The 22,046-nt window shown below is 74.7% G+C and carries 14 protein-coding genes; 4 read left to right on the top strand and 10 right to left on the bottom strand.

Annotation, left to right across the window (positions count from 1 at the left end; translation table 11 throughout):
* The first annotated feature begins 14 nt into the window (after window positions 1–14).
* A complete protein-coding gene (locus FQ330_RS04290) occupies window positions 15–2,507 on the top strand; it encodes an ExeM/NucH family extracellular endonuclease (protein WP_146355564.1) in 2,493 nt (830 codons plus the stop codon).
* 120 nt (window positions 2,508–2,627) lie between these two features.
* Here FQ330_RS04290 and FQ330_RS04295 read toward each other — a convergent pair whose 3' ends face one another.
* The 5 genes from FQ330_RS04295 to FQ330_RS13240 all read right to left on the bottom strand — a co-directional run bounded on the left by FQ330_RS04295 (window position 2,628) and on the right by FQ330_RS13240 (window position 11,565).
* Window positions 2,628–6,023, bottom strand: a complete 3,396-nt coding sequence (locus FQ330_RS04295) for an error-prone DNA polymerase (RefSeq protein ID WP_146355566.1) — start codon at window positions 6,021–6,023, stop codon at window positions 2,628–2,630.
* Window positions 6,024–6,201: 178 nt separating this feature from the next.
* Window positions 6,202–7,758, bottom strand: a complete 1,557-nt coding sequence (locus FQ330_RS04300) for a Y-family DNA polymerase (RefSeq protein ID WP_192575842.1) — start codon at window positions 7,756–7,758, stop codon at window positions 6,202–6,204.
* Window positions 7,759–7,881: 123 nt separating this feature from the next.
* Window positions 7,882–9,699 (bottom strand): beta strand repeat-containing protein, encoded by a 1,818-nt coding sequence (locus FQ330_RS13500; RefSeq protein ID WP_146355571.1) that lies wholly within the window; start codon window positions 9,697–9,699, stop codon window positions 7,882–7,884.
* Between the two features lie 89 nt (window positions 9,700–9,788).
* The gene (locus tag FQ330_RS04310; protein WP_146355573.1) at window positions 9,789–10,745 is read right to left on the bottom strand and encodes a hypothetical protein; all 957 of its coding nucleotides are present in this window, start codon (window positions 10,743–10,745) and stop codon (window positions 9,789–9,791) included.
* Between the two features lie 88 nt (window positions 10,746–10,833).
* Window positions 10,834–11,565 carry a hypothetical protein gene (locus tag FQ330_RS13240; protein ID WP_192575843.1) on the bottom strand — a complete coding sequence of 244 codons (732 nt, stop codon included), beginning with the start codon at window positions 11,563–11,565 and terminating at the stop codon, window positions 10,834–10,836.
* Between the two features lie 120 nt (window positions 11,566–11,685).
* On the opposite strand from FQ330_RS13240, the gene FQ330_RS04320 reads away from it, so the two are divergent.
* Genes FQ330_RS04320 through FQ330_RS04330 form a run of 3 tightly spaced genes read left to right on the top strand, consistent with a single transcriptional unit; the run spans window position 11,686 to window position 14,646 of the window.
* Window positions 11,686–12,654: a 1-phosphofructokinase family hexose kinase gene (locus FQ330_RS04320; RefSeq protein WP_192575844.1), complete on the top strand. Its 969-nt coding sequence runs from the start codon at window positions 11,686–11,688 to the stop codon at window positions 12,652–12,654.
* Window positions 12,655–12,713: 59 nt separating this feature from the next.
* Window positions 12,714–13,160, top strand: coding sequence for a GNAT family N-acetyltransferase (locus FQ330_RS04325; protein WP_128190652.1), 447 nt, complete (start codon window positions 12,714–12,716; stop codon window positions 13,158–13,160).
* Between the two features lie 28 nt (window positions 13,161–13,188).
* Window positions 13,189–14,646: an alpha-amylase family glycosyl hydrolase gene (locus FQ330_RS04330; protein WP_146355579.1), complete on the top strand. Its 1,458-nt coding sequence runs from the start codon at window positions 13,189–13,191 to the stop codon at window positions 14,644–14,646.
* Window positions 14,647–14,988: 342 nt separating this feature from the next.
* Here FQ330_RS04330 and FQ330_RS04335 read toward each other — a convergent pair whose 3' ends face one another.
* The 5 genes from FQ330_RS04335 to purN form a co-directional block, all read right to left on the bottom strand.
* Entirely contained in the window at window positions 14,989–16,797 is a 1,809-nt protein-coding gene (locus tag FQ330_RS04335) for an ABC transporter ATP-binding protein (protein ID WP_146355580.1), read from the bottom strand.
* Window positions 16,794–18,674 (bottom strand): ABC transporter ATP-binding protein, encoded by a 1,881-nt coding sequence (locus FQ330_RS04340; protein ID WP_146355582.1) that lies wholly within the window; start codon window positions 18,672–18,674, stop codon window positions 16,794–16,796. The genes FQ330_RS04335 and FQ330_RS04340 overlap by 4 nt, the downstream gene beginning before the upstream one ends.
* A gap of 427 nt (window positions 18,675–19,101) precedes the next feature.
* Window positions 19,102–19,650 (bottom strand): P-loop NTPase family protein, encoded by a 549-nt coding sequence (locus FQ330_RS04345; protein ID WP_128190191.1) that lies wholly within the window; start codon window positions 19,648–19,650, stop codon window positions 19,102–19,104.
* 25 nt (window positions 19,651–19,675) lie between these two features.
* Entirely contained in the window at window positions 19,676–21,409 is a 1,734-nt protein-coding gene (gene purH / locus FQ330_RS04350; RefSeq protein ID WP_146355584.1) for a bifunctional phosphoribosylaminoimidazolecarboxamide formyltransferase/IMP cyclohydrolase, read from the bottom strand.
* A complete protein-coding gene (gene purN, locus FQ330_RS04355) occupies window positions 21,406–22,044 on the bottom strand; it encodes a phosphoribosylglycinamide formyltransferase (protein ID WP_146355586.1) in 639 nt (212 codons plus the stop codon). The genes purH and purN overlap by 4 nt, the downstream gene beginning before the upstream one ends.
* Window positions 22,045–22,046 lie beyond the last annotated feature (2 nt).

A 22,046-nucleotide genomic window follows, 5' to 3' on the forward strand; every position in this document is an offset into this window, starting at 1 on the left:
CGACGGAGAGATCCTTGCGCGCACGCACCCTGCTCGGCACCGGAACGGTCGCCGCGCTCGCCCTCACGGGCATCGTCACCGCCCCGGCACACGCCGCCGGCCACCCGGTGATCAACGAGTTCTCTGCCAACATCACCGGCACAGACATCGAGTACATCGAGATCCTGGCCGACCCCGGCACCGACGTCAGCGGCCACTCGCTGCTCGTCGTCAAGGGCGACACGGGCACGCAGCAGGGCCTGGTGCTGCAGTCCAACCCGGCGCCGGCGCTCGACGCCGACGGCCGCGGCACGCTGCAGTACCCGGTGAACGGCATCCAGAACGGCTCGGTCTCGCTGCTGCTCGTCGACGGCACCGCCGCGGTGGGCTCGAGCGTCGACGCCGACCTCGACGGCACGATCGACGCGGGCGTCGCCTTCACGGTCGTCGACGCGATCGCGCTGCTCGACGGCGGCTCGGGCGACCTCGGCTGGGGCACGGCGCTCGCGCCGTCCTTCGACGGCGGCTCGTTCACGGTCGGCGGCGCGAGCCGGGTGCCCGACGGCGTCGACACGGATGCGCCGTCCGACTGGGTGCGCAACGACTACGACGGCGCGGGGCTCGCGGGCTACACGGGCACCATCTCGGCCGGCGAGGCCTACAACACCCCGGGCGCGGCGAACGAGGTCTTCGAGGCCGAGGAGCCGCCGGTCGAGCTGACCTGCGAGGCCGACGCGACCGCGATCGGCGCCGTGCAGGGCGCCGGCGACTCGACCCCCGTCGAGGGCACGACGGTGACCGTGCGCGGCACGGTCACGGGCGACTGGCAGAGCGGCGGCTTCAACGGCTTCACGCTGCAGGACGCCGGCGACGGCGACGCGGCCACGAGCGACGGCATCTTCGTCTACGCCCCCTCCTCCCCCGACGTCGCCGCGGGCGACCTCGTGCAGGTGACGGGCACCGCCGCCGAGCACTACGGCATGACGCAGGTCTCGAACGCCTCGGTGCTCGACTGCGGCGACGGCGCGCTGCCCGCGCCCGTCGAGCTGACGCTGCCGGTGGCCGACCACGAGCCGACCGAGAGCATGCTCGTCACGCTGCCCCAGACGCTGTCGATCCTCGAGTACTACAGCTACGGCCGCTACGGCCAGGTCGTCGTCGGGACCGAGCGCCAGATGCAGCCGACCGCGGTCGCCGACCCCGGCTCCGCCGAGGCGGCCGCGATCGCCGCGACCAACGCGGCGAACCGCATCACGATCGACGACGGCCGCTCGACGCAGAACCCCGACCCGGCCATCCACCCCGGCAACCTCGCCGAGTTCACGCTCGAGAACGACTTCCGCGGCGGCGACACGATCACCGGCATCACGGGCGTGCTCGACTGGCGCTTCGACACCTGGGCGATCCAGCCGACCGCGGCGGGCACCTACGCCGAGGTGAACAGCCGCGAGGCGTCGCCCGAGATCGCGGGCGCCACGCTCGAGGTCGCGTCGTTCAACGTGCTGAACTACTTCACGACGCTCGGCAGCCGCGGCGCGCAGACCGCTGAGGAGCTCGCGCGTCAGGAGGCGAAGATCGTCGCCGCCATCACCGAGCTCGACTCGGCGGTCGTCGGCCTGCTCGAGATCGAGAACAACGACGGGGCCGCGCTCGACGCGCTCGTCGCGGCGCTCAACGAGGCGGCCGGCCCGAACGCCGACGGCTCGGCGCGCTGGGCGGGCATCGACACCGGCACGCTCGGCACCGACGAGATCACGACGGCGATCATCTACCAGCCGGCGCTCGTCAGCCCCGAGGGCGCCCACGCCGTGCTCGACTCGAGCGTCGACCCCCGGTTCGACACGACGAAGAACCGGCCCGCGCTCGCGCAGTCGTTCCGCGACCTCGCGACCGACCGCATCCTCACCGTCGCGGTCAACCACCTGAAGTCGAAGGGCTCCGCGTGCGAGGGCGACACCGGTGAGCCGGAGCAGGGCAACTGCAACGACGTGCGCACGGCCGCGGCCGAGGCGCTCGCCGACTGGCTCGCGACCGGCCCGACGGGCGTCGAGTCCGACGGCTCGCTCATCATCGGCGACTTGAACTCGTACGACCACGAGGACCCGATCGCGGCGCTCGCGGCGGCCGGCTGGACCGACCTGCTCGCGCAGTTCCAGGGCGAGGAGGAGTACACCTACGTGTTCGACGGCCAGCTCGGCTACCTCGACTACGGCCTCGCCGACGCCGAGATGCTGCCGTACGTGGTGGGCGCCGACGCGTGGCACGCGAACGCCGACGAGACGAGCCTCATCGACTACTCGATGCAGTTCAAGCAGGCGGCGCAGGATGCGCTCTTCGCGCCCGACCCCTACCGGGCGAGCGACCACGACGCCGTCGTGATCGGCCTCGCGTTCCCCGAGGACGAGCCCGAGGAGCCCGGCACGGGCGGCCACCCGGTGTTCGGCGACGCGCACCCGGTGCACGGCGACGACCACCCGGGCCAGGGCTTCGGCAAGGGCAAGGGCCCGGGCGCGCCGCGCGCGGTGTGACCGACGGGGCGACGGACTGACGTCCTGACGCGGAGGGGCTCGGCTGCGGCCGGGCCCCTTCGCCGTGCCCGGCAGTTCGCAGCCCGCACTCCGCAGCCCGACTCCCCTCGACCGGCGCTCCTACGCGAAGTCGCGCGACCGCGGGCTCGGCACATCGAAGCGGTCGAGCCGATCGGCCAGCACCGCGATGACGCCCTCCGGTGTGCGCTGCAGCATGCCGCGCACGACGAGCGCGGGCGAGTGTCGCGCCACCTGCCGCGAGTGCGCCCACAGGCCCTTCGAGACGATCACGTTGAGCATGCCCGTCTCGTCCTCCAGGTTCATGAAGGTGACGCCCTGCGCCGTGCGCGGCCGCTGGCGGTGCGTGACGATGCCGGCCGCCTGCACCCGCCTGCCCGGCTCCGCCTCGGCGAGCGACGCGATCGGCAGCACCCCGCGCGCCTCGAGCATCGCCCGCGCGTGCCGCACCGGGTGGTCGTCGGTGGCGACGCCCGTCGACCAGACGTCGAGCGCCACCTGCTCCTCGGCCGACAGCAGCGGCAGCAGCGGCACCTCGAGCGTCACCTGCGTGCCCTCGAGCTGATCCTCGCGCTCCGTCGACGCCGGGCCCGCGAGCCACAGCCCCTCGCGGCGTCCGACCCCCAGCCCCTCGAGGGCACCGGCGGTCGCGAGCGCCTCGAGCTCGCCGCGGTCGAGCGACGCGCGCCGGGCGAGGTCGTGGATGCCCTCGAGCGGACGCTCCTCGCGCGCCGCCACGATGCGCTCGGCGGCGGCGCGGCCGACGCCCGCGACGCTCGACAGGCCCATGCGCACGGCCAGGCCCGCGTCGCGCCGGTGCCGCTCGCGCATCCGCCTCGACTCGGTCGCCGCGGGCGGCACCGGCGGCTGCTCGCGCGCGAGGCACGCGTCGTCGCCCGGGCGGCGCTCGCCGTGCGGCTCGAGGCCCGCGTCGACGCCCGAGCGCACCGCATCCGGCCGCAGCGTCTCGACGCCGTGCCGCGCGGCGTCGGCGACGAGCGACGCCGACGACCAGAAGCCCATCGGCTGGCTGCGCAGCAGCCCCGCGAGGAACGCTGCCGGGTAGTGCAGCTTCAGCCACGACGACGCGTAGACGAGCTTCGCGAACGCGAGCGAGTGCGACTCGGCGAAGCCGAAGCCCGCGAACGCCTCGATCTTGCGGTAGATCGTCTCGCCCACCTCCTGCGAGATGCCGTTCGCGGCCATGCCCTCGAACAGCTTCGCCTTCAGCGCCTCGATCCGCTCGCGCGACCGCTTCGAGCCGATCGCGCGCCGCAGCTGGTCGGCCTCGCCGGCGTCGAAGCCGCCCACCGCGACCGACATCTGCATGAGCTGCTCCTGGAACAGCGGCACCCCGAGCGTGCGCTCGAGCACCGGCACCAGCAGCGGGTGCGCGTACGTGATCGGCTCGGCCCCCACCCGCCGGCGCAGGTACGGGTGCACCGCGTCGCCCTGGATGGGGCCGGGGCGGATGAGCGCGATCTCGACCACCAGGTCGTAGAAGCAGCGCGGCTTCAGGCGAGGGAGGGTGGCCATCTGCGCGCGCGACTCGACCTGGAACACGCCCACCGCATCCCCCTCGCAGAGCATGTCGTAGACGCCCGCCTCCTCGGCGGGCATGCTCGCGAGCGACCATGACTCCCCCGTGTGCTCGGCCGCGAGCGCCAGCGTGTGCGAGAGGGCGCCGAGCATGCCCAGGCCCAGCAGGTCGAACTTCACCAGGCCCATCCACTCGCAGTCGTCCTTGTCCCACTGCAGCACGGTGCGGTTCGGCATGCGCGCCGGCTCGATCGGGCAGACCGAGCCGACCGGCTCCTCGGTGAGCACCATGCCGCCGGAGTGGATGCCGAGGTGCCGCGGGGCGTGCAGGAACTCGCCCGCGAGCGACACGACGGGCTCGGGGATGGTGTCGACGTCGACCTTCGAGTACGACTCGACCGACTTCGACCAGGCGTTCTGCTGGCCGACGGCGTAGCCGAGCGCCTTCGCCGCGTCGCGCACCGCCGACTTCGGCCGGTACGTGATGACGTTGGCGACCTGCGCGGCGTTGCGGCGGCCGTAGCGCTCGTAGACGTGCTGGATGACCTCCTCGCGGCGGCCGGCGTCGAAGTCGATGTCGATGTCGGGCTCCTCCTCGCGCATCATCGAGATGAAGCGCTCGAACGGCAGCCGGTAGCGGATCGGGTCGACGGCGGTGATGCCGAGGATGAAGCAGACGGCGCTCGCGACGGCGCTGCCGCGGCCCTGGCAGAGGATGCCCTGCGCGTGCGCGAACTCGGCGATCTCGAAGACGATGAGGAAGTAGCCGGCGAAGCCCTTCTGCTCGATGAGGCCCAGCTCGTGCTCGAGCCGGGCGGCGACCTCGGCGCTCGGGCGCCCGTCGACGGTGTCGTAGACGCGCGGCAGCCGCTCGGCGACGAGCTCGCGCAGCCAGCTCATCGGGGTGTGGTCGCCGGGCGCGTCGATGACGGGCAGGCGGGGGGATGCGGCGCGCAGGTCGAAGGCGAGGGCCCGGCCGAGCGCGGCCGCGGTGCCGACCGCGCCGGGGAACGCCCGGAAGCGGCGCGCCATCACGCTGCCGGCGCGCAGCGACGGCACGCCGCCCGCGGGCAGCCACGCGTCGAGCTCGTCGATCGAGCGGCGGGCGCGCACCGCGGCGACGGCATCGCCGAGCCGCTGCCGGGCGGGGCTCGCGATGTGCGCGTTGGTGGTCGCGACCACGGGCAGGCGGCGCTGCTCGGCGAGCTGCGCGAGCACCCGGTTGCGCTCGAAGTCGCGGGGGTCGCCGATGTCGCTCAGCTCGACCGCGACCCGGTCCGGGCCGAACAGCGACGTGAGCCGGTCGAGCTCGCGGCCCGCGGCATCCGCCCCGTCGGCACCGGCGCCGTGCCGCTCGAGCGCCTGCCGCACGCCGCCCTTGCGGCAGCCCGAGAGGATGAGCCACTCGCCCCGTGCGGTCTCGGCGAGCCGCTCGAGCTCGAAGATGGGCCTGCCCTTCTCGCCCGGGCCGTGCAGGTCGGTGGCGAGGTAGCCGTCGGTGAGGGCGGTGGCGAGCGCCGTGTACCCGGCCGGACCGGTCGCGAGCGCCACGAGGTGCGAGCCGTCGGGGTCGGGCACGCCCTGCTGCGGCGCCTCGAGGCCGAGCGTGAACTCGGTGCCGAAGACGGTCGGCAGGCCCGCCTCGGCGGCGGCCTCGGCGAAGCGCACGGCACCGTAGAGGCCGTCGTGGTCGACGAGCGCGAGCGCCTCGAGGCCGAGCCTGCGCGCCTCGTTCACGAGCTCGGCAGGGCTCGAGGCGCCGTCGAGGAACGAGTAGTGCGAGTGCGCGTGCAGCTCGGCGTACGGGGTCGCGGCGCCGGGCGCGGGCACGCGGATGCGCTCGCGGCGCGCGTCGTCGAGCTCGGCCGGGTGGGCGACCTTGCCGGCGCCGACGTCGCGGTCGGAGAGGATGCCCTCGAGCTCGCGCCAGGGCATCGCGGGGTTGTTCCAGCCGGCCATCGGTCACCTCCCCCGCTCATCCGCCGGTCGAGCCGCCCGCGCAGCGGTCGAGTCGAGGCCACCCGCCCGGCCCCAGGCGCCGTTCGTCGACCGGCTCCGTGTGCGCCCGACCGGATAGTCCGGTCGAGCGCGCACAGGACCGGTTGACGGACGAGCGCGGCCGGCCGGCAGCGCGACGTCACGCATAGCGGCCCTCCGCGAGCCAGGCGCCGTCGGCCTGCAGCAGCACCCACGCCTCCCCCTCGCCGTCGAGGATCTGCACGCGGTGCACGACGTCGCCGAGGTCGCGGCGGCGGATGGGCCACGGCCCGGCCCAGGCGACGACGCGGCGGCGGGGCGCGGCGGGCGGGGAGAACGCCGCGGGCGCCCCCTCGCGCACGTCGAGCGCCGCCGCCTCGACCGGCGCGCCCGCCGCATCGAGCAGCCGCACCGGCAGCGGCGGCCGGAACACGACCGCCGGCCGGGGCGGCGGCAGCGCGCCGGGCCACGGGCCGGCCGCCTGCGCGGGCGCCGCGTCGCCCCAGGGCGTGAGCACGCCGCGCTCGGCGAGCAGCCGGCCGCCGCCGGGGGTCGCGGTGAGCACCGCCTCGCGGCCGAGCATGCCCTGCAGCCGCTCGAGCGCGTGCTTCGTGCGGTCGTCGATGTCGCCGCCGCCCCACAGCCCCGGCATGTGCTCGGCGTCGGCGTCGAGCCGCTCGGGCAGCGCCTGCACCTCGACGAGCGCCGAGCCGAGGTCGCCCTCGGTCAGCTGCCAGCGCATGCGGTCGACGATGTCGCCCGCGCGCAGGAAGCCGGGCTGCCGCCACAGCCGCTCGCTGACGCGGCCCTCCTCGCCGCGCAGCACGATGCGGATCTCGCTGCACACGAGCCGCTGCTCGGCCAGCTGCCGCACGAAGCGCTCGACCGGCTCCCGCACGGCGAGCGCGAGCTCCTGCACGCCCTCGATGCCCGGCTCGAACACGAGCCGCAGCGCCCGCTCCTCGCCGAGCCCGCTGTCGTCGACGCGGCGGTCGTCGCCGCCGCGGGCGCGGGTGAGAGCGACGAGCCCCGCCTCGCCGAACCGGTCGCGCACGCTGTCGTCGGGCAGCTGCGCGAAGCCGCCGAGCGTGTGCACGCCGAGCCGGTGCAGCATGCCGGGCAGCTCGTCGTCGCCGAGCACGCCCACCGGCAGCGGGCCGAGGAAATCGCGGCTGCGCCCCGCCGGCACGATCGTCTCGCGGCCCAGCTGGGCGGCGAGCTCTGCCGTGAAGCGGTCGTCGGCGACGCCGAAGCTCGCCGAGAGCCCGAGCGGGTCGAGTGCGCCGCGCACCGCCTCGAGCGCCCGCGACTCCGAACCGTAGAACCGGCTGGCCCCCCGCATCCGGAACGCCAGGGCGCCGTCGCCGATCGGCTGGGCCGCCGGCACGACGGCGAGCACCGCGCGCACCACCCGCTCGAACGCGAGCGCCTCGCCCACCGGGTCGGCGGGGGCGAGCGCGAGCATGGGCGACGCGGCCTGCGCGTCGCGCACCCGCATGCCGACCCGCACGCCGTCGGCGCGGGCCTGCTCGTCGCACGCGACGAGGCGCAGCGCGTGCACGATCGCGCCGGGCGCGCCCTGCTCGCCGCCGGCGGGCAGCGCGCCCGTCTGGCGCGCGACGACGACCGGCCAGTCGGGCACCCGCAGCACGCCCACGCGGCCGCCGCCCACCCGCGCGCGGGGCGGGGCGCTGCTGCTGGTCGTCTCGGCTGCCACACCCCATGATCGAACAGACGTTCGAATGCCGTCAAGCGGATGCGGCGTGTCGAGCGGGGCGGTCGGGCCGGGCACGCCGAGGTGCGGGACGCGCCGCTGCGCGCCCCGCACCCGGGCCCGGGCTCACCGCATGGAGCGCACGCGGCGGGCGCCGACGAGCACCAGCGCGCCGAGCGCGAGCAGCGCGAGCGCCGGAGCGAGCACGTCGGCGCGCTCGGTGCCGGTGCGCGGCAGCTCGTCCTCCGAGGCGTCGGCCGAGACCTCGAACGAGGCTCGGTCGACGACCGCACCCGCGGCCGCCCCGACGTCGCCCTCGAAGGCGGCACCGACGTCACCGCCGCCGAAGGAGGCACCGACGTCGCCCGAGGCGTCTCCGACCTCGGGCTCGGTGCCGTCCTCACCCGTGCCGGGCTCGATCGGCTCGACCGGCTCGACCGGCTCGACCGGCTCGACCGGCTCGACCGGGATGACCGGGATGACCGGCTCACCGGGGACGACCGGGACGCCGGGCTCACCCGGCTGGCCCGGCTCGACCGGGGCGACCGGCGCATCGGGATCGACCGCACCGGTCGTCGAGCCGCTGCTCGACGCATCGCCCGCGAGCGCCACGGCGTTGCCGCCGACCGTCACCGGCGCGCTCGGGACGAGCACCACCTGCGAGCCCGACACCAGGCCGTCCTCGCCCGACGTCACCGCGCCATCCGACGAACCCGACGTCGCGGCCGGCGCCGTCGCGGTCGAGCCGGAGCTCGACGCGTCGCCGAGCACCGCCACGGCGTTGCCGCCGGCGGTCACCGGCGCAGCGACATCCGCGACGACCTGCGAGCCCGACGCGAGACCGTCGGAGCCCGACGTCACCGCGCCGTCGCCGCTCTGCTCAGCCGAGCCCGAGTCAGAGCCGGCGGTCGAGCCGGAGCTCGACGCGTCGCCGAGCACCGCCACGGCGTTGCCGCCGGCGGTCACCGGCGCAGCGACATCCGCGACGACCTGCGAGCCCGACACGAGACCGTCCTCGCCCGACGTCACCGCGCCGTCGCCGCCGCTCTGCGCAGCCGCGCCAGAGCCCGAGCCGGCGGTCGAGCCGGAGCTCGACGCATCGCCCAGCACCGCCACCGCGTTGCCGCCCGCGGTCACCGGCGCAGCGACATCCGCGACGACCTGCGAGCCCGACACCAGGCCGTCCTCGCCCGACGTCACCGCGTCGTCGCCGCCGCTCTGCGCAGCCGCGCCAGAGCCCGAGCCGGCGGTCGAGCCGGAGCTCGACGCATCGCCGAGCACCGCCACGGCGTTGCCACCTGCGGTCACCGGCGCAGCCACGTCGCCGACGACCTGCGAGCCCGACCCGAGACCGTCGGAGCCCGACGTCACCGCGCCGTCGCTGCCACTGTCGGCAGCGCCGGAGCCCGCCGTCGAGCCGGAGCTCGACGCGTCGCCCGCGACCGCGACGGCGTTGCCGCCGACGGTCACGGGCGCCGAGGCATCCACGACGCCCTGCGTGCCGCCGAGCACGCTGTCGTCGCCGCTCGTCGACGCCGGCTCCTGCGTGCCGGTCGGCGCGGGCTCCACCGTCGAGCCCTGGCTCGACGCGTCGCCGAGCACCCCGACCGCGTTCCCCGCGACCGTGACCGGCGCGTCGACGGCCAGCACCGCCTGCGTGCCCGAGAGCACGCCGTCGGCGCCGGAGGTGTCGACCGCCGCCGACGGCTGCGCGGTGTCCGCGGTCGAGCCGGTCGGCGCATCCGTCGACTCTGCGTCGCCGAGCACGCCGACGGCGGTGCCGCCGATCGTGACCGGCGCCTCGACCGCCACCACTGCCTGGCTTCCCGACCCGACGCCGTCCGAGCCGTCGGTCGTCACTGCACCGGCCACGCCGGTGCCTGCGGCCCAGAGGCCGCCTGCGAGCGCTGTCGTCCACAGCGCCCGTGAGATGAGCTTGTTCATCGCTCTGCCCTTCTGATTGAAGTGATCCGTACTGGCCGTCCCGCTCCGGGACGGCTGCGTGCCGTGCTCAGGGCACGGCGTCGGATCGCTCAATCAGGGCGTGCGGTGCGCTCCTCCGCGAGGGAGACGGGAAGGCGGTCGTGCTCGACCGCCGTGAGGCGTCCGCCCGTCGGCGCGGGCTGGACATCGGCATGCAGGATGGCCGCCGGCGACGGCGACGCGCCCGCGGCCGGCGCGCTCGCGCCTGCGGGCGCCACCGCGATCGGGGCGGGCTGCGGCAGCAGCGGGTCGGCGGCGCCCGCCTCGTGCTGCGTGCTCAGGGTCACCGGGCTGACGCGCTGCGCCGCACCCGGCAGGGCTGCGGATGCGTCGTCGGCGTCCGCGCGCACGTCGCCGTCGGCGCGCACGGCGGGATCGCCGCCCGGCGCGACGGCCGCGGGAGGCTCCTCGGCTGCGGGCGGGAGCTCGGGCAGCACCTCGGGGTCTCGCGGCTCGACCGCGCCCTCGACGACCGGCTCGATCACCGGCTCGATGCTCTCCCCGACCGACGCGACGCTCTCGCGCACGGGGTCGAGCACCGGGTCGACCACGGCATCGACCACCGGGTCGACCACCGGCTCCACGACGTCCTCGACGAGCGGCGCCACCACGGCCTCCAGCGCAGGCGTGACCACGACGTCCACGACCGTCTCCGCCACGGGCGCGACCGGCTCCACGAGCTGCTCGGCGATCGGCGCCACCACCGGCACGACCGGCTCGACCGCCGTCTCGACGACCTCGGCCACCGGCGGCAGCGCGGCCTCGAGCTCGGCGGCGACCTCGTCCATGGGGTCGGACACGATCTCGACCGCCTCGCCTGCCGCGCTGCCGACGTCCTCGAGCAGCCCGCTGATCGCGCCGCGCGCATCGTCGGCGTCGGCGTCGGCGGCAGCAGCACCGGGAGCGCCGAGGAGGAGCGAGAGGGCGACCGCGCCGAGCGATGCCGCTCCCGCTGCGAGGCCGAGGCGCAGCGCGCGGGATGGGATCCCTGCGCCGCTGGCCGTCATGGCTGCCTCCGAAGTCGTGACCTTCTGGGCTCTGTCCGCGCCACGGTACGCCGCCGCCGGGCGACGGGCAACGAATCCCAGCAGAGTCTCAGGCTGCGGGCTGATGCTCCGCGAGCGCCGATCCCAGGGCGAGGCCGGGCTCGGGCGCGAGCTCCGGCGCGAGCTCGGGCCCCGCTGGCCCGCCGCCGATGGGGATGCGCGCGAGCCGCGGCGCTCCGCCCGACGACGCCTCGACGAGCAGGCTGCCCCCGGCGATCCGGCCGTCGCCGTCGGCGAGCCCCTCCCACTCGGCGCGCAACGACCGCACGACGGTCGCGGCGTTCGGCCACGGGCCGGCGACCAGCAGCGTCGAGGACGCCTGGCGCAGCCGCGCCGCGATGCGCGCCGCGTCGGTGTGGGTCACGCGGCCGGGCGAGGCGGCGAGCACGACCGGCATCGCCTCGGCGAGGCTCGCGACCACGTCGAGCCAGGCGCGGCCCGGATGCGGCACGAGCGCGATGCGCTCGATCGGCACACCCAGGTCGCGGGCGGCCTCGACGCCCAGGTCGGGCATCCCCACGATCGCGCCCCACGCGCCGGCCGGCATCGCCGCGCCCAGGCAGGCGAGGGCGAGGCTGCGCGACTCGATGCTGTGCGCGGCGCCGGGCCGGAGCGCGCGCACGACCTCCGCGAGCCCCACCGCGGCCGGCTCGACCGGGGCGGGCTCGACCTGCAGGGAGCCCGCCTGCTGCATGCCGCGCAGCCGCTCGCGCAGCGCCTCGACCGTCGCCGTGCGGTCCTCCCCCGTGCGGCGCTCGAGCCTCGTCGATGCCATCCCCATCCCTCCATTCTCGAACACACGTTCGAACGGGTCAACCGGCGGCGGCGTGTCGACGACCGGCCCGCGTGGGATGATCGAGCCACCCCGCCCGAGCGGGGACGACCGCGACGAGGAGGCCAGATGGCGACCGACGCCGATGCCCGAAGCGTCGCACCGACCGCTGACTCGGCCACTCGCGGCCCGATCCTCTGCGTCACCACCAACCCCGCGATCGACATCACGTACACGATCGACGAGCTGCGACCGGGCGTCAGCCACCGCGTGCCCACGGGCCTCGCCCGCGCCGGCGGCAAGGGCGTCAACGTCGCGCGCGTGCTGCACCAGCAGCACGAGGACGCCATGGTCATCGCCCCGATCGGCGGCCCGGTGCAGGCGATCTTCGTGCACGACCTCGACCGCTCGGGCATCCGCCACCGGCTCGTCGAGGTCGACGCGCCCACCCGCCGCACCACCGCGATCGTCACGCCCGCCGGCACCACCAACCTCAACGAGACGGGCGAAGCGGTCGACGCGCGCGGCTGGGAGCAGCTGCTCGACATCCTGCGCGAGGAGGCGCCCGGCGCCCGCGCGATCGCCTCCTCGGGCTCGCTGCCGCCCGAGACGCCCGCGCACCTGTGCGCCAGCATCGTCGAGATCGCCGTCGCTGCCGGCACGCCCGTGATCGTCGACGTCGGCGGCGAGCAGCTGCGCCACGCGGTCGCCGCGGGCGCCACGGCCGTCAAGCCCAACCGGCACGAGCTCTTCGACGCCATGGGCGGCGCCGACCCGCTCGATGCCGCCCGCAGGCTCGCCGCCCTCGGCACCGGCACCGTCTTCGCGTCGCTCGACGTCGAGGGGATGCTCGCGGTGCTGCCCGACGGACGGGCCTGGCACGCGCGCATCCACCAGGTGCTCGACGGCAACCCGACCGGCGCGGGCGACGCCGCCGTCGCCGCGCTCGCGCAGGCGATCCCCGAGGGCGCGACCCTCGAGGAGCAGCTAGCGCGGGCCACCGCGTGGTCGGCCGCGGCCGTGCTGGCGGCCCAGGCGGGCACGATCGCCGACCCGCGCGAGCTCGCTCGGCACATCCGCATCACGCCCATCGGCTGACGCCGAACGTTCATCCCCAGGCCCCTGGGCATCCGTGGGCGCGCTGGTACGGTGTGCGCATGGAGAACCTGCGCCTCGAAGAGCTGAACGCGGCCAACATCGTCGCCGCCAACGGCATGACGCTCAAGCGGGGCCAGGAGGCCTTCCTCGCCGGCAACGCGCGGCTCGAGGAGTTCGTCAACACGCAGAGCGCCTGGCAGCGCGTGATCTTCGACGGCGACGACCCGGTCGCGTTCGTGATGGCGAACTTCGACCCCGAGGTCGACCGCGAGGAGTACCGCTCGAGCATCCTGCGCATGTACGTCGCGGGCGACGCGCAGCGCAAGGGCGTCGGCAGCTTCACCGTCGACCAGGTGTGCGAGGAGGCGCGCCGGCTCGGCTTCGACAGCGTCTACGCCGTCTGGGAGGAGGGCGACCTCGGCCCCGGCAAGTTCTTCGAGGCCGTCGGCTTCGAGGTGATCGGCGAGAACGAGTACGGCGAGGCCATCGGCCGCAAGAGCCTCTGACGCGCCGAGCGCCGAGCCCGAGCCTGCCGTGCCAGCGAGTCGCACCGCGCGCCGCCTGACGGCAGCCGTCGCCACCGCCGCCGTCCTCGCCGTCGCCGGCTGCGCATCCGCCGCCCCCGAGCGCCGCGACACGGGGCTCGCGATGTTCCAGTGGACGTGGGACGCGATCGCCGCCGAGTGCCCCGCGCTCGGCGAGGCGGGCGTCGCCTGGGTGCTGACGTCGCCGCCGCAGGAGCACGTCGACGGCGCGACCGCCGGCCTCGCGGGCGCCGACGGCTCCGAGTGGTGGTGGTCGTACCAGCCGGTCTCGTACGCCGTCGAGTCGCGGCTCGGCACGCGCGAGGAGTTCGCCGCGATGACCGCCGCCTGCGCCGAAGCGGGCGTCGACGTCTACGCGGATGCGGTGGTCAACCACATGGCGGGCGTCGAGTCGGGCACGGGCTGGGCGGGCACCGACTTCACCCACTACGCGTATCCCGGGCTCTACGCGCCCGACGACTTCCACGACTGCGACCGCACGCCCGACGACGACATCGACGCGTACCGCGAGCCGTTCGTGATCCAGCACTGCGAGCTCGAGAACCTCGCCGACCTCGCGACCGAGTCCGAGCGGGTGCGCGCGACCATCGGCGCCTACCTCGACGACCTGCTCGCGCTCGGCGTGGCGGGCTTCCGCATCGACGCGGCGAAGCACATCGACCCCGACGACGTCGCCGCGATCGTGGCGGCGCTCCCCGAGGGCACGCCCGTCATCAGCGAGGTGATCCGCGGCACGGGCGAGCCGGTGCAGCCCGAGCAGTACACGGCCTCCTCGACCGTGTGGGAGTTCGGATGGGCCGACCGGGTCGGCGCGTTCGTGCGCTCGGGCGCCGCGCGGGCGCTCGCCGACCTCTCCCCCGAGGCGTACGGGCTGCTCGACGAGCAGGCGCGCACCTTCGTCGCGAACCACGACACCGAGCGCAACGGCTCGACGCTCGCCTACCGCGACGGCGGCGCGTTCGCCGCGGCGACCGCGGTGATGCTCGCGAGCGACTACGGGCCGCCGACGCTCTACTCGGGCTACGCCTTCAGCGACCGCGACGCGGGGCCCGCGCTCGAGGCCGACGGCTCGGTGACGGATGCGTCGTGCACGGGCGACGAGACCGCCGACACCGAGTGGGCCGACGGCGCGTGGGTGTGCCAGCACCGCTGGCCCGGCACGCTGGAGCTCGTCGCGTGGCGCACGCGGGTCGTGGATGCGCCGGTGACAGCGACCGAGCCCATGGGCAGCGTGCTGGCGCAGCTGCGCGGCGAGACCGGGGCGTTCGCCGTGCAGCTCGACGACGGGCCGACGACCGTCGAGGTGCCGGTCGAGCTGCCCGACGGCCGCTACTGCGACGTCGTGGTGCCCGACTGCGCATCCGTCGTCGAGGTCGTCGACGGTGTCGCAGCCCTCGAGCTGGGCCCGTGGCAGGCGGTCGCGCTCGACCGCTTCAGCCGGCCGTAACCCTCGGGCCGCCGCTGGTCGAGGAGCCGGCGGCCGCCCTCTCCGCTGGTCGAGGAGCCCGCGGCCGCCCCCTCCGCTGGTCGAGGAGCCCGCGGCCGCCCCTCCGCTGGTCGAGGAGCCCGCGGCCGCAGGCCGCGGGCGTCTCGAGACCACCCCGCGTCCGCCCCTCCGCTGGTCGAGGAGTCCGCGGCCGCAGGCCGCGGGCGTCTCGAGACCACCCCACATCGTGCAGCAACGGGGTGGTCTCGACTCGCCGGCCTCCGGCCGGCGGCTCGACCGGCGACGGGGGCGGGGTGGTCTCGACTCGCCGGCCTCCGGCCGGCGGCTCGACCAGCTGGGGGGCTAGACGAGCGACTCCCGCCACGCTCGGTGCAGCGACGCGAACTTGCCGCCCGCCTCGATCAGCTCGTCGGGCGAGCCGTCCTCGATGATGCGGCCGTGCTCCATGACGAGCACCCGGTCGGCGATCGCGACCGTCGACAGGCGGTGCGCGATGATGATCGCCGTGCGGTCGGCGAGCAGGGTCGTGAGGCCCTCCTGCACGAGCCGCTCCGAGGGGATGTCGAGCGAGGCGGTCGCCTCGTCGAGGATGAGCACCCGCGGGTCGGCGAGGAACGCGCGCGCGAACGACAGCAGCTGCCGCTGCCCCGCGCTCACGCGCCCGCCGCGCTTGTTGACGTCGGTGTCGTAGCCGTCGGGCAGCGCCTCGATGAACTCGTGCGCGCCCACCGCGCGGGCGGCCGCCTCGATCTCGTCGTCGCTCGCGCCGGGCTTGCCGAGCGCGATGTTGTCGGCGACGGTGCCCGAGAACAGGTACGCCTCCTGCGTGACCATCACGACCGCGCGCCGCAGGTCGTCGTTCGACAGCTGGCGCAGGTCGACGCCGTCGAGCTTGACGCTGCCCGCCGTCGGGTCGTAGAACCGCGAGACGAGCTTCGCGAGCGTCGACTTGCCGGCGCCGGTGGTGCCGACGAGCGCGATCGTCTGGCCGGACGGGATGTGCAGGTCGAAGTCGGGCAGCACGACCTTGCCGCTGCCGTACGAGAACTCGACGCGGTCGAAGTCGATCTGGCCGCGCGAGGCGGGCAGCGCCTGCGCGGCGACCGGCTCCTTGACCGTCGGCTCCTCCTCGAGCACGCCCGAGATCTTCTCGAGCGCGGCCGAGGCCGACTGGTAGCCGTTGAAGAACATGCCGATGCCCTGGATGGGCTGGAAGAAGTTGCGGGCGTAGAGCGCGATCGCGAGCAGCGCGCCGATCTGCAGCGACCCATCCACGACCCGCAGGCCGCCGACGAGCACGAGCGTCGCGACCGTGATCGCGCCGATCGCCATGATGCCCGGCTCGTAGATGCCGAAGATGTTGATGGTGCGGAAGTTCGCGTCGCGGTAGTCGTCGACTCGCTCGTCGAAGTCGCGCTGGTTGGCGGGCTCCTTGCGGAACGCCTTCACGGCGCGGATGCCGGTCATCGTCTCGACGAAGTGCACGATCATGCGCGCGCTCGTCGTGCGCGTCTCGCGGAACAGCACCGTCGAGCGCACCTGGAACCAGCGCGTGAGGATGATCGCCGGGATGAGCGCGATGCCGATGATGAGGCCCGACAGCGGGTCGAGGATCGCCATCGCGATGCCCGTGAACGACATGAACAGCACGCCGCGCACGAGCTCGTTGAGGCCCTGGTCGAGCAGGTCGCGGATCGACTCCAGGTCGCTCGTCTGGCGCGCGATGATGCGGCCCGACGTGTAGGACTCGTGGAACTCGAGGCTCAGGCGCTGCGCGTGGTCGAAGAGCCGGCGGCGCAGCTCGAACAGCACCGTCTGGCTGATGCGCGCGATGCTCACCGTGTAGACGTACATGAGCACGCCGCCGAGGATCGCCGCGACGATGTAGGCGAGCGTCGCCGCCCACAGCGGCATCCAGTCGGCGCGCTCGACGATCGCCGGCAGGCCGTGGTCGATGCCGTACGCGATGAGCATGGGCCCGGCGATGTTCGCGGCGACCGCGATCACCACCAGGATCATCGTCACGACGACGCGGCCGATGTGCGGCCGCAGCAGCGCGCCGAGCAGCTTCCGCGAGCGCGCTCGGATGGCCTTCGACTCGGCCTTCGTGTAGTCGGTGCGGTCCTCGCCCGCGACGCCCTGGACGGTCATCGGGACACCTCCTCGGTCTGTGCGTCGAGACCGTCGAGGTCGTCGAGGTCGACGCGCTGCATCGAGCCGGTGACGGCCTCGATGCTGGTCCTGTCGCGCTCGGCCTCCTCGAGGCTCGAGATCACGTAGCGGTAGTGCTCGCTGCGCGCGAGCAGCTCGGAGTGGGTGCCGACGTCGTCGATCCGGCCGTCGCGCATGAGCGCCACCCGGTCGGCGAGCTGCACCGTGCTCGGGCGGTGCGCGACGATCAGCGCCGTCGTGCGCTCGAGCACGTGCCGCAGCGCCGCCTCGACCTGCGCCTCCGTCTCGACGTCGAGCGCCGAGAGCGGGTCGTCGAGCACGAGCACCGCGGGGTCGGCGGCGACCGCGCGGGCGAGCGCGAGGCGCTGCCGCTGGCCGCCGGAGAGCGAGAGGCCCTCCTCGCCGATCTGCGTGTCGAGGCCGTCCGGCAGGTCGCGCGCGAAGTCGGCCTGCGCGATCGCGAGCGCGCGGTCGAGGGCATCCTCCGACGCATCCGGGGCGCCCATGAGCACGTTCTCGCGCACGGAGGCCGAGAAGAGCGTGGCGTCCTCGAAGGCCATCGCGACGTGCGTGCGCAGCTCCTGGAGCGACAGGTCGCGCACGTCGACGCCGTCGAGCAGCACGCGGCCGCCCGTGACGTCGTACAGGCGCGCGGGCAGCGCGGTGAGCGTCGTCTTGCCGGAGCCGGTGACGCCGATGAGCGCCATCGTCTCGCCCGGCTCGAGCACGAGGCTCGCGCCGTCGACGAGGTCGCGCTCGTGCGGCTGCGCGTCCTGGTAGCGGAAGTGCACGTCATCGAACACGAGCCGCCCCTTCGGCGCCGGGATCGTCGTCGGCAGCTCGGGGTCGACGATCGTGTTCTCGGCGTCGAGGATCTCGTGGAAGCGGCGCGAGGCGTTCGACGCGTCGATGAGGAACGCGAAGAGGAACCCGATCGACTCGATCGGCCAGTTCAGCACCATCGCGACGGCGAAGAAGGCGAAGAGCGTGCCGACGGAGATCTGGTCGCTCGCGGCCAGCCAGACGCCCAGGAAGAGGCAGACGGCGTACGAGATGTACGGCACGATCGTCAGCCACATCCACAGGTACCCGTCCATGCGGGCCTTGTCGATCTCGGTCTCGCGCAGCGTCGACGCCTGGTCGGTGAAGCCCTCGAGCGCGTGGCGGCCGCGACCGAAGGCCTTCAGCACGCGGATGCCGTGGATCGACTGCTCGACGGTCGTGGCGAGGTCGCCCGCCTGGTCCTGCGCGGCGCGCGAGACGACGAAGTAGCGGCGCTCGAAGCGCAGCGCCACGAACACGACCGGCGCCGAGAGCACGACGAAGACGGATGCGAGCAGCGGGCTCCAGAAGAACAGGATGACGATGCCCACCACGAGCGTGATCGCGTTCACGACCAGCAGCGGCGCGCCGAAGGCGCTGAAGCGGCGGATCATGCCGAGGTCCTGCACGGCGCGGCTGAGCAGCTGGCCCGACTGCCAGCGGTCGTGGAAGGCGACCGGCAGCGCCTGCAGCTTCGCGTAGAGGGTGCGGCGCATCGACGCCTCGACCTGCGTCGACGGCAGCGTCACGAGGAACCGGCGCATGTAGACGAAGAACGCCTCCCCGAGCGCGAGTGCCAGGATCGCGATCGCGACGGGCCACACGGCGGCGGAGTCGCGCTCGGCGAGCGGGCCGTCGACGAGCGCGCGCATCGCGATCGGGGTGGCGAGGCTCAGCAGCGCCGAGACGAGCGCGGCGGCGGTGCCCCAGAGCAGCCGCGGCAGCACCGGGCGCAGGAACGGCAGCAGGCGCGCGAGCGCGGGCAGGTGCCCGGCGACCTTCGTGGGAGTGGGATCGGGAGGCGTCGAGGACATGGGAGGGGATCCTTCGAGGTCGCCGACGTCGTGCATCGGCGATGGTGCGGTGCGACGGGTGGGTCGCGATGGTGGTGCTGCGTCGATCGTCGGCGGTGCCGCCGACACGACGGGGCGAGCGGTGCTCGCGGCGGGCGGGAGGCCCTGCTCGCTACCGGCGTCCGGCGAGGACGAGGCGGACGCGGAGGGCACGGCCGGCAGCGATCGGGGCGGTCGTCGTCGTGCTCATGGCATCCTCCAGGTCAGCCGCTCCCTGGTGGCGCGGACAGCCTTCGATTCTAAGCAGGCTCACAGCGCCGCGTCCAGCCCCCATCGGCGTTTCCCGATCACTTCCTCGAGCAGTCCTCACCGCGGTTCCCGACCCGATCGACCCGACACGACCCGGTGCACCGGGTCGCCCGGGGTGGAACGGGTCGGCGAAGCTGGGTCAGCCCAGCTGCGCGAGCAGCGCGTCGGCCTCCGCGGGCCGGCGCAGCAGCAGCACCGGCGGGGCCGACGCATCCGCGTGCCATCGGCGCATCCGCTCGCGCTTCGAGCGCCACGAGCGGAAGTGCCACACGATGATCGAGTCGCGCGCGAGGGCGAGGCGCAGGGTCTCGACGTTGCCGTTGCAGACGAGCTCGCCCGTGCGGATGCGGCGGGCCGTGCGGCGGATGAGCCGCGCGAGCGAGACGTGCCGGGGGTAGTCGAGCGCGACGATCGCGTCGACGCGCTCGAGCGCGACCGCGTTGTGCGGGCCGTAGACGGAGTCGAAGACGTACGCCTCGCGCTCGAGCAGCGGCAGCACGCGCCGGTCGCGCTCCTCCTGCGACGGCTCCCGCCAGCCCGGATCCCAGCACAGGTCGTCGACGAGGGTGACGGGGAGCCCGAGCCGCTCGCCGAGCCGCGTCGCCATGGTCGACTTGCCCGACCCGGTCGCGCCGAAGCACAGCAGGCGGCGCGCCCGCCGCACGTCGTCGATGGTCCCCGCGCTCACCCGGCGACCCTACACAGCCGCCCGGTCAATGCGCGAAGTGGCGCTCCCCCGTGAAGTACATCGTGATGCCCGCGGCGTTCGCGGCCGCGATGACCTCCTCGTCGCGCACCGACCCGCCCGGCTGCACGACCGCGGTCACGCCGGCGTCGAGCAGGATCTGCAGGCCGTCGGCGAACGGGAAGAAGGCGTCCGACGCGGCGACCGAGCCCGCGGCCCGCTCCCCCGCGCGCGTCACCGCGAGGCGGCACGAGTCGACCCGGTTGACCTGGCCCATGCCGACGCCGACGGAGGCGCCGCCCGAGGCGAGCAGGATCGCGTTCGACTTCACCGACCGCACCGCGCGCCACGCGAACTCCAGGTCGGTGAGCACCGCATCCGGCACGTGGGGGCCCGAGACGCGGCGCCACGTGTGCGACGAGAAGCCCTCGAAGGTGTCGGGCTGCTGCACGAGCACGCCGCCCGAGACCTGCCGCAGCTCGGAGCCCTCGCGCGCGTAGCCCTCGGGCAGGCGCAGCAGGCGGATGTTCTTCTTCTGCGTCAGCAGCTCGAGCGCCTCGGGCTCGAAGTCGGGCGCGACGACGACCTCGGTGAAGATGTCCTTGACCGTCTCCGCCATCGCGCGCGTGACCGGCCGGTTCGCGGCGATCACGCCGCCGAAGGCCGAGACCGGGTCGCACGCGTGGGCGCGCTCGTGCGCCGACGCGATCGGGTCGTCGGCGCGCGGCGCGGCGATGGCGATGCCGCAGGGGTTCGCGTGCTTGATGATCGCGGCCGCCGGCTCGGTGAAGTCGAAGGCGGCGCGCAGCGCGGCGTCGGCGTCGACGTAGTTGTTGAACGACATCGGCTTGCCGTGCAGCAGCTCGGCCTGCGTGATGCCGCGGCCGCCCGGCAGCGCGAAGATGCCCGCCTGCTGGTGGCTGTTCTCGCCGTAGCGCAGGCCGGCGACGAGCGTCGCCCGGCCGACGGCCTGCAGCAGTCCCGTCGCGCTCGAGGTGTCGGGGGCGGATGCCTCGGCCGGCTCCGGCGCGCGGGTCGCCGCGGGCGAGGCGGCAGCCGGCGCCGCCTCCTCCACCGGCGCCGCGGCCGCATCGCCCGCCGCGGCAGCGGCCGGCTGCGCGGCGGCCGCCTCGTCGACCGGCTCGCCGGCGAACCAGCGCGCGACGGCGCGGTCGTAGGCGGCGGTGTGGGCGAAGGCGTCGCGGGCGAGCGCGCGGCGCTGCATGAGCGACAGCCCGGTGGCGGCTGCCTTCGCGATGAGCGGGTAGATGCGCGGGTCGGTGACGATCGCGACGTTGGCGTGGTTCTTGGCCGAGGCTCGCACCATCGCCGGTCCGCCGATGTCGATCTGCTCGACGACGTCGGCGTCGGCGGCGCCCGAGCGCACGGTCTCGACGAACGGGTAGAGGTTCACGACGACGAGCTCGAACGGCGCGATGCCGAGCTCGGCCAGCTGCGCCTCGTGGTGCTCGAGCCGCAGGTCGGCGAGCAGGCCAGCGTGGATCGCGGGGTGCAGCGTCTTCACGCGTCCGTCGAGCGCCTCCTGGAACCCGGTGACCTCGGCCACCTCGGTGACCGCGAGGCCCGCATCCGCGAGCATGCGCGCGGTCGAGCCGGTCGAGACGAGCTCGACGCCCGCGTCGGCCAGGGCGCAGCCGAGCTCGACGATGCCGGTCTTGTCGCTCACCGACAGCAGCGCCCGGCGGAAGGGCACCGCGTCGCGCTCGCGGTAGAGGCTCGGGTCGTGCTGGGGTCCGCTCACTGTGCTTCCTCTGGTCTCGGGTCGGGGTGCGTCGGTCGCTTGCGGCCGCGCTCGCTGCCGTGCTCGGCGAGGTCGCACGTGCCGTCGGCGATGTCGCCGATCACCTGTGCGAGCAGGTCGCGCTCGACGAGCTTGATGCGCTCGTGCAGCGAGTCCTGCGTGTCGCCCAGCAGCACGGGCACGCGCTGCTGGGCGAGGATCGGACCGGTGTCGACGCCGCTGTCGACGATGATGACGGATGCGCCGGTCTCGGTCGCGCCGGCCGCGAGCGCGTCGCGCACGCCGTGGGCGCCCGGGAACTCGGGCAGGAACGCGGGGTGCGTGTTGAGGATCGCCGGCTCGAAGCGGGCGACCGCGGCGGCCGACAGCAGCCGCATGAAGCCCGAGAGCACGATCACGTCGGGCTCGAACGCCGCCATCCGGTCGGCGATCCGCATCGACCACGCCTCGCGCGGCGGCTGGAACGGCTCGACGAAGGTGGGGATGCCTGCGGCGCGGGCGATCTCGAGGCCGCCGCACTCGCGGTCGGCGCCGACGGCGATGATCTCGGCGGGCACCCGCCCCGCGCGCGTGCGCTCGAGCAGATCCGCGAAGTTGGTGCCGCTGCCGGAGACGAGGACGACGAGGCGCAGCACGC

The organism is Agrococcus sediminis, assembly GCF_007923295.1.
GTDB lineage: Bacteria > Actinomycetota > Actinomycetes > Actinomycetales > Microbacteriaceae > Agrococcus > Agrococcus sediminis.

Excerpts from the sequence above, each read along its gene's own strand:
- FQ330_RS04310 (WP_146355573.1), bottom strand. The coding sequence starts at position 10,745 with ATGACGGCCAGCGGCGCAGGGATCCCATCCCGCGCGCTGCGCCTCGGC.
- FQ330_RS04295 (WP_146355566.1), bottom strand. The coding sequence starts at position 6,023 with ATGGCCGGCTGGAACAACCCCGCGATGCCCTGGCGCGAGCTCGAGGGC.
- FQ330_RS04335 (WP_146355580.1), bottom strand. The coding sequence starts at position 16,797 with ATGACCGTCCAGGGCGTCGCGGGCGAGGACCGCACCGACTACACGAAG.
- FQ330_RS13500 (WP_146355571.1), bottom strand. The coding sequence starts at position 9,699 with ATGAACAAGCTCATCTCACGGGCGCTGTGGACGACAGCGCTCGCAGGC.
- FQ330_RS04325 (WP_128190652.1), top strand. The coding sequence starts at position 12,714 with ATGGAGAACCTGCGCCTCGAAGAGCTGAACGCGGCCAACATCGTCGCC.
- FQ330_RS13240 (WP_192575843.1), bottom strand. The coding sequence starts at position 11,565 with ATGGGGATGGCATCGACGAGGCTCGAGCGCCGCACGGGGGAGGACCGC.
- FQ330_RS04320 (WP_192575844.1), top strand. The coding sequence starts at position 11,686 with ATGGCGACCGACGCCGATGCCCGAAGCGTCGCACCGACCGCTGACTCG.
- FQ330_RS04340 (WP_146355582.1), bottom strand. The coding sequence starts at position 18,674 with ATGTCCTCGACGCCTCCCGATCCCACTCCCACGAAGGTCGCCGGGCAC.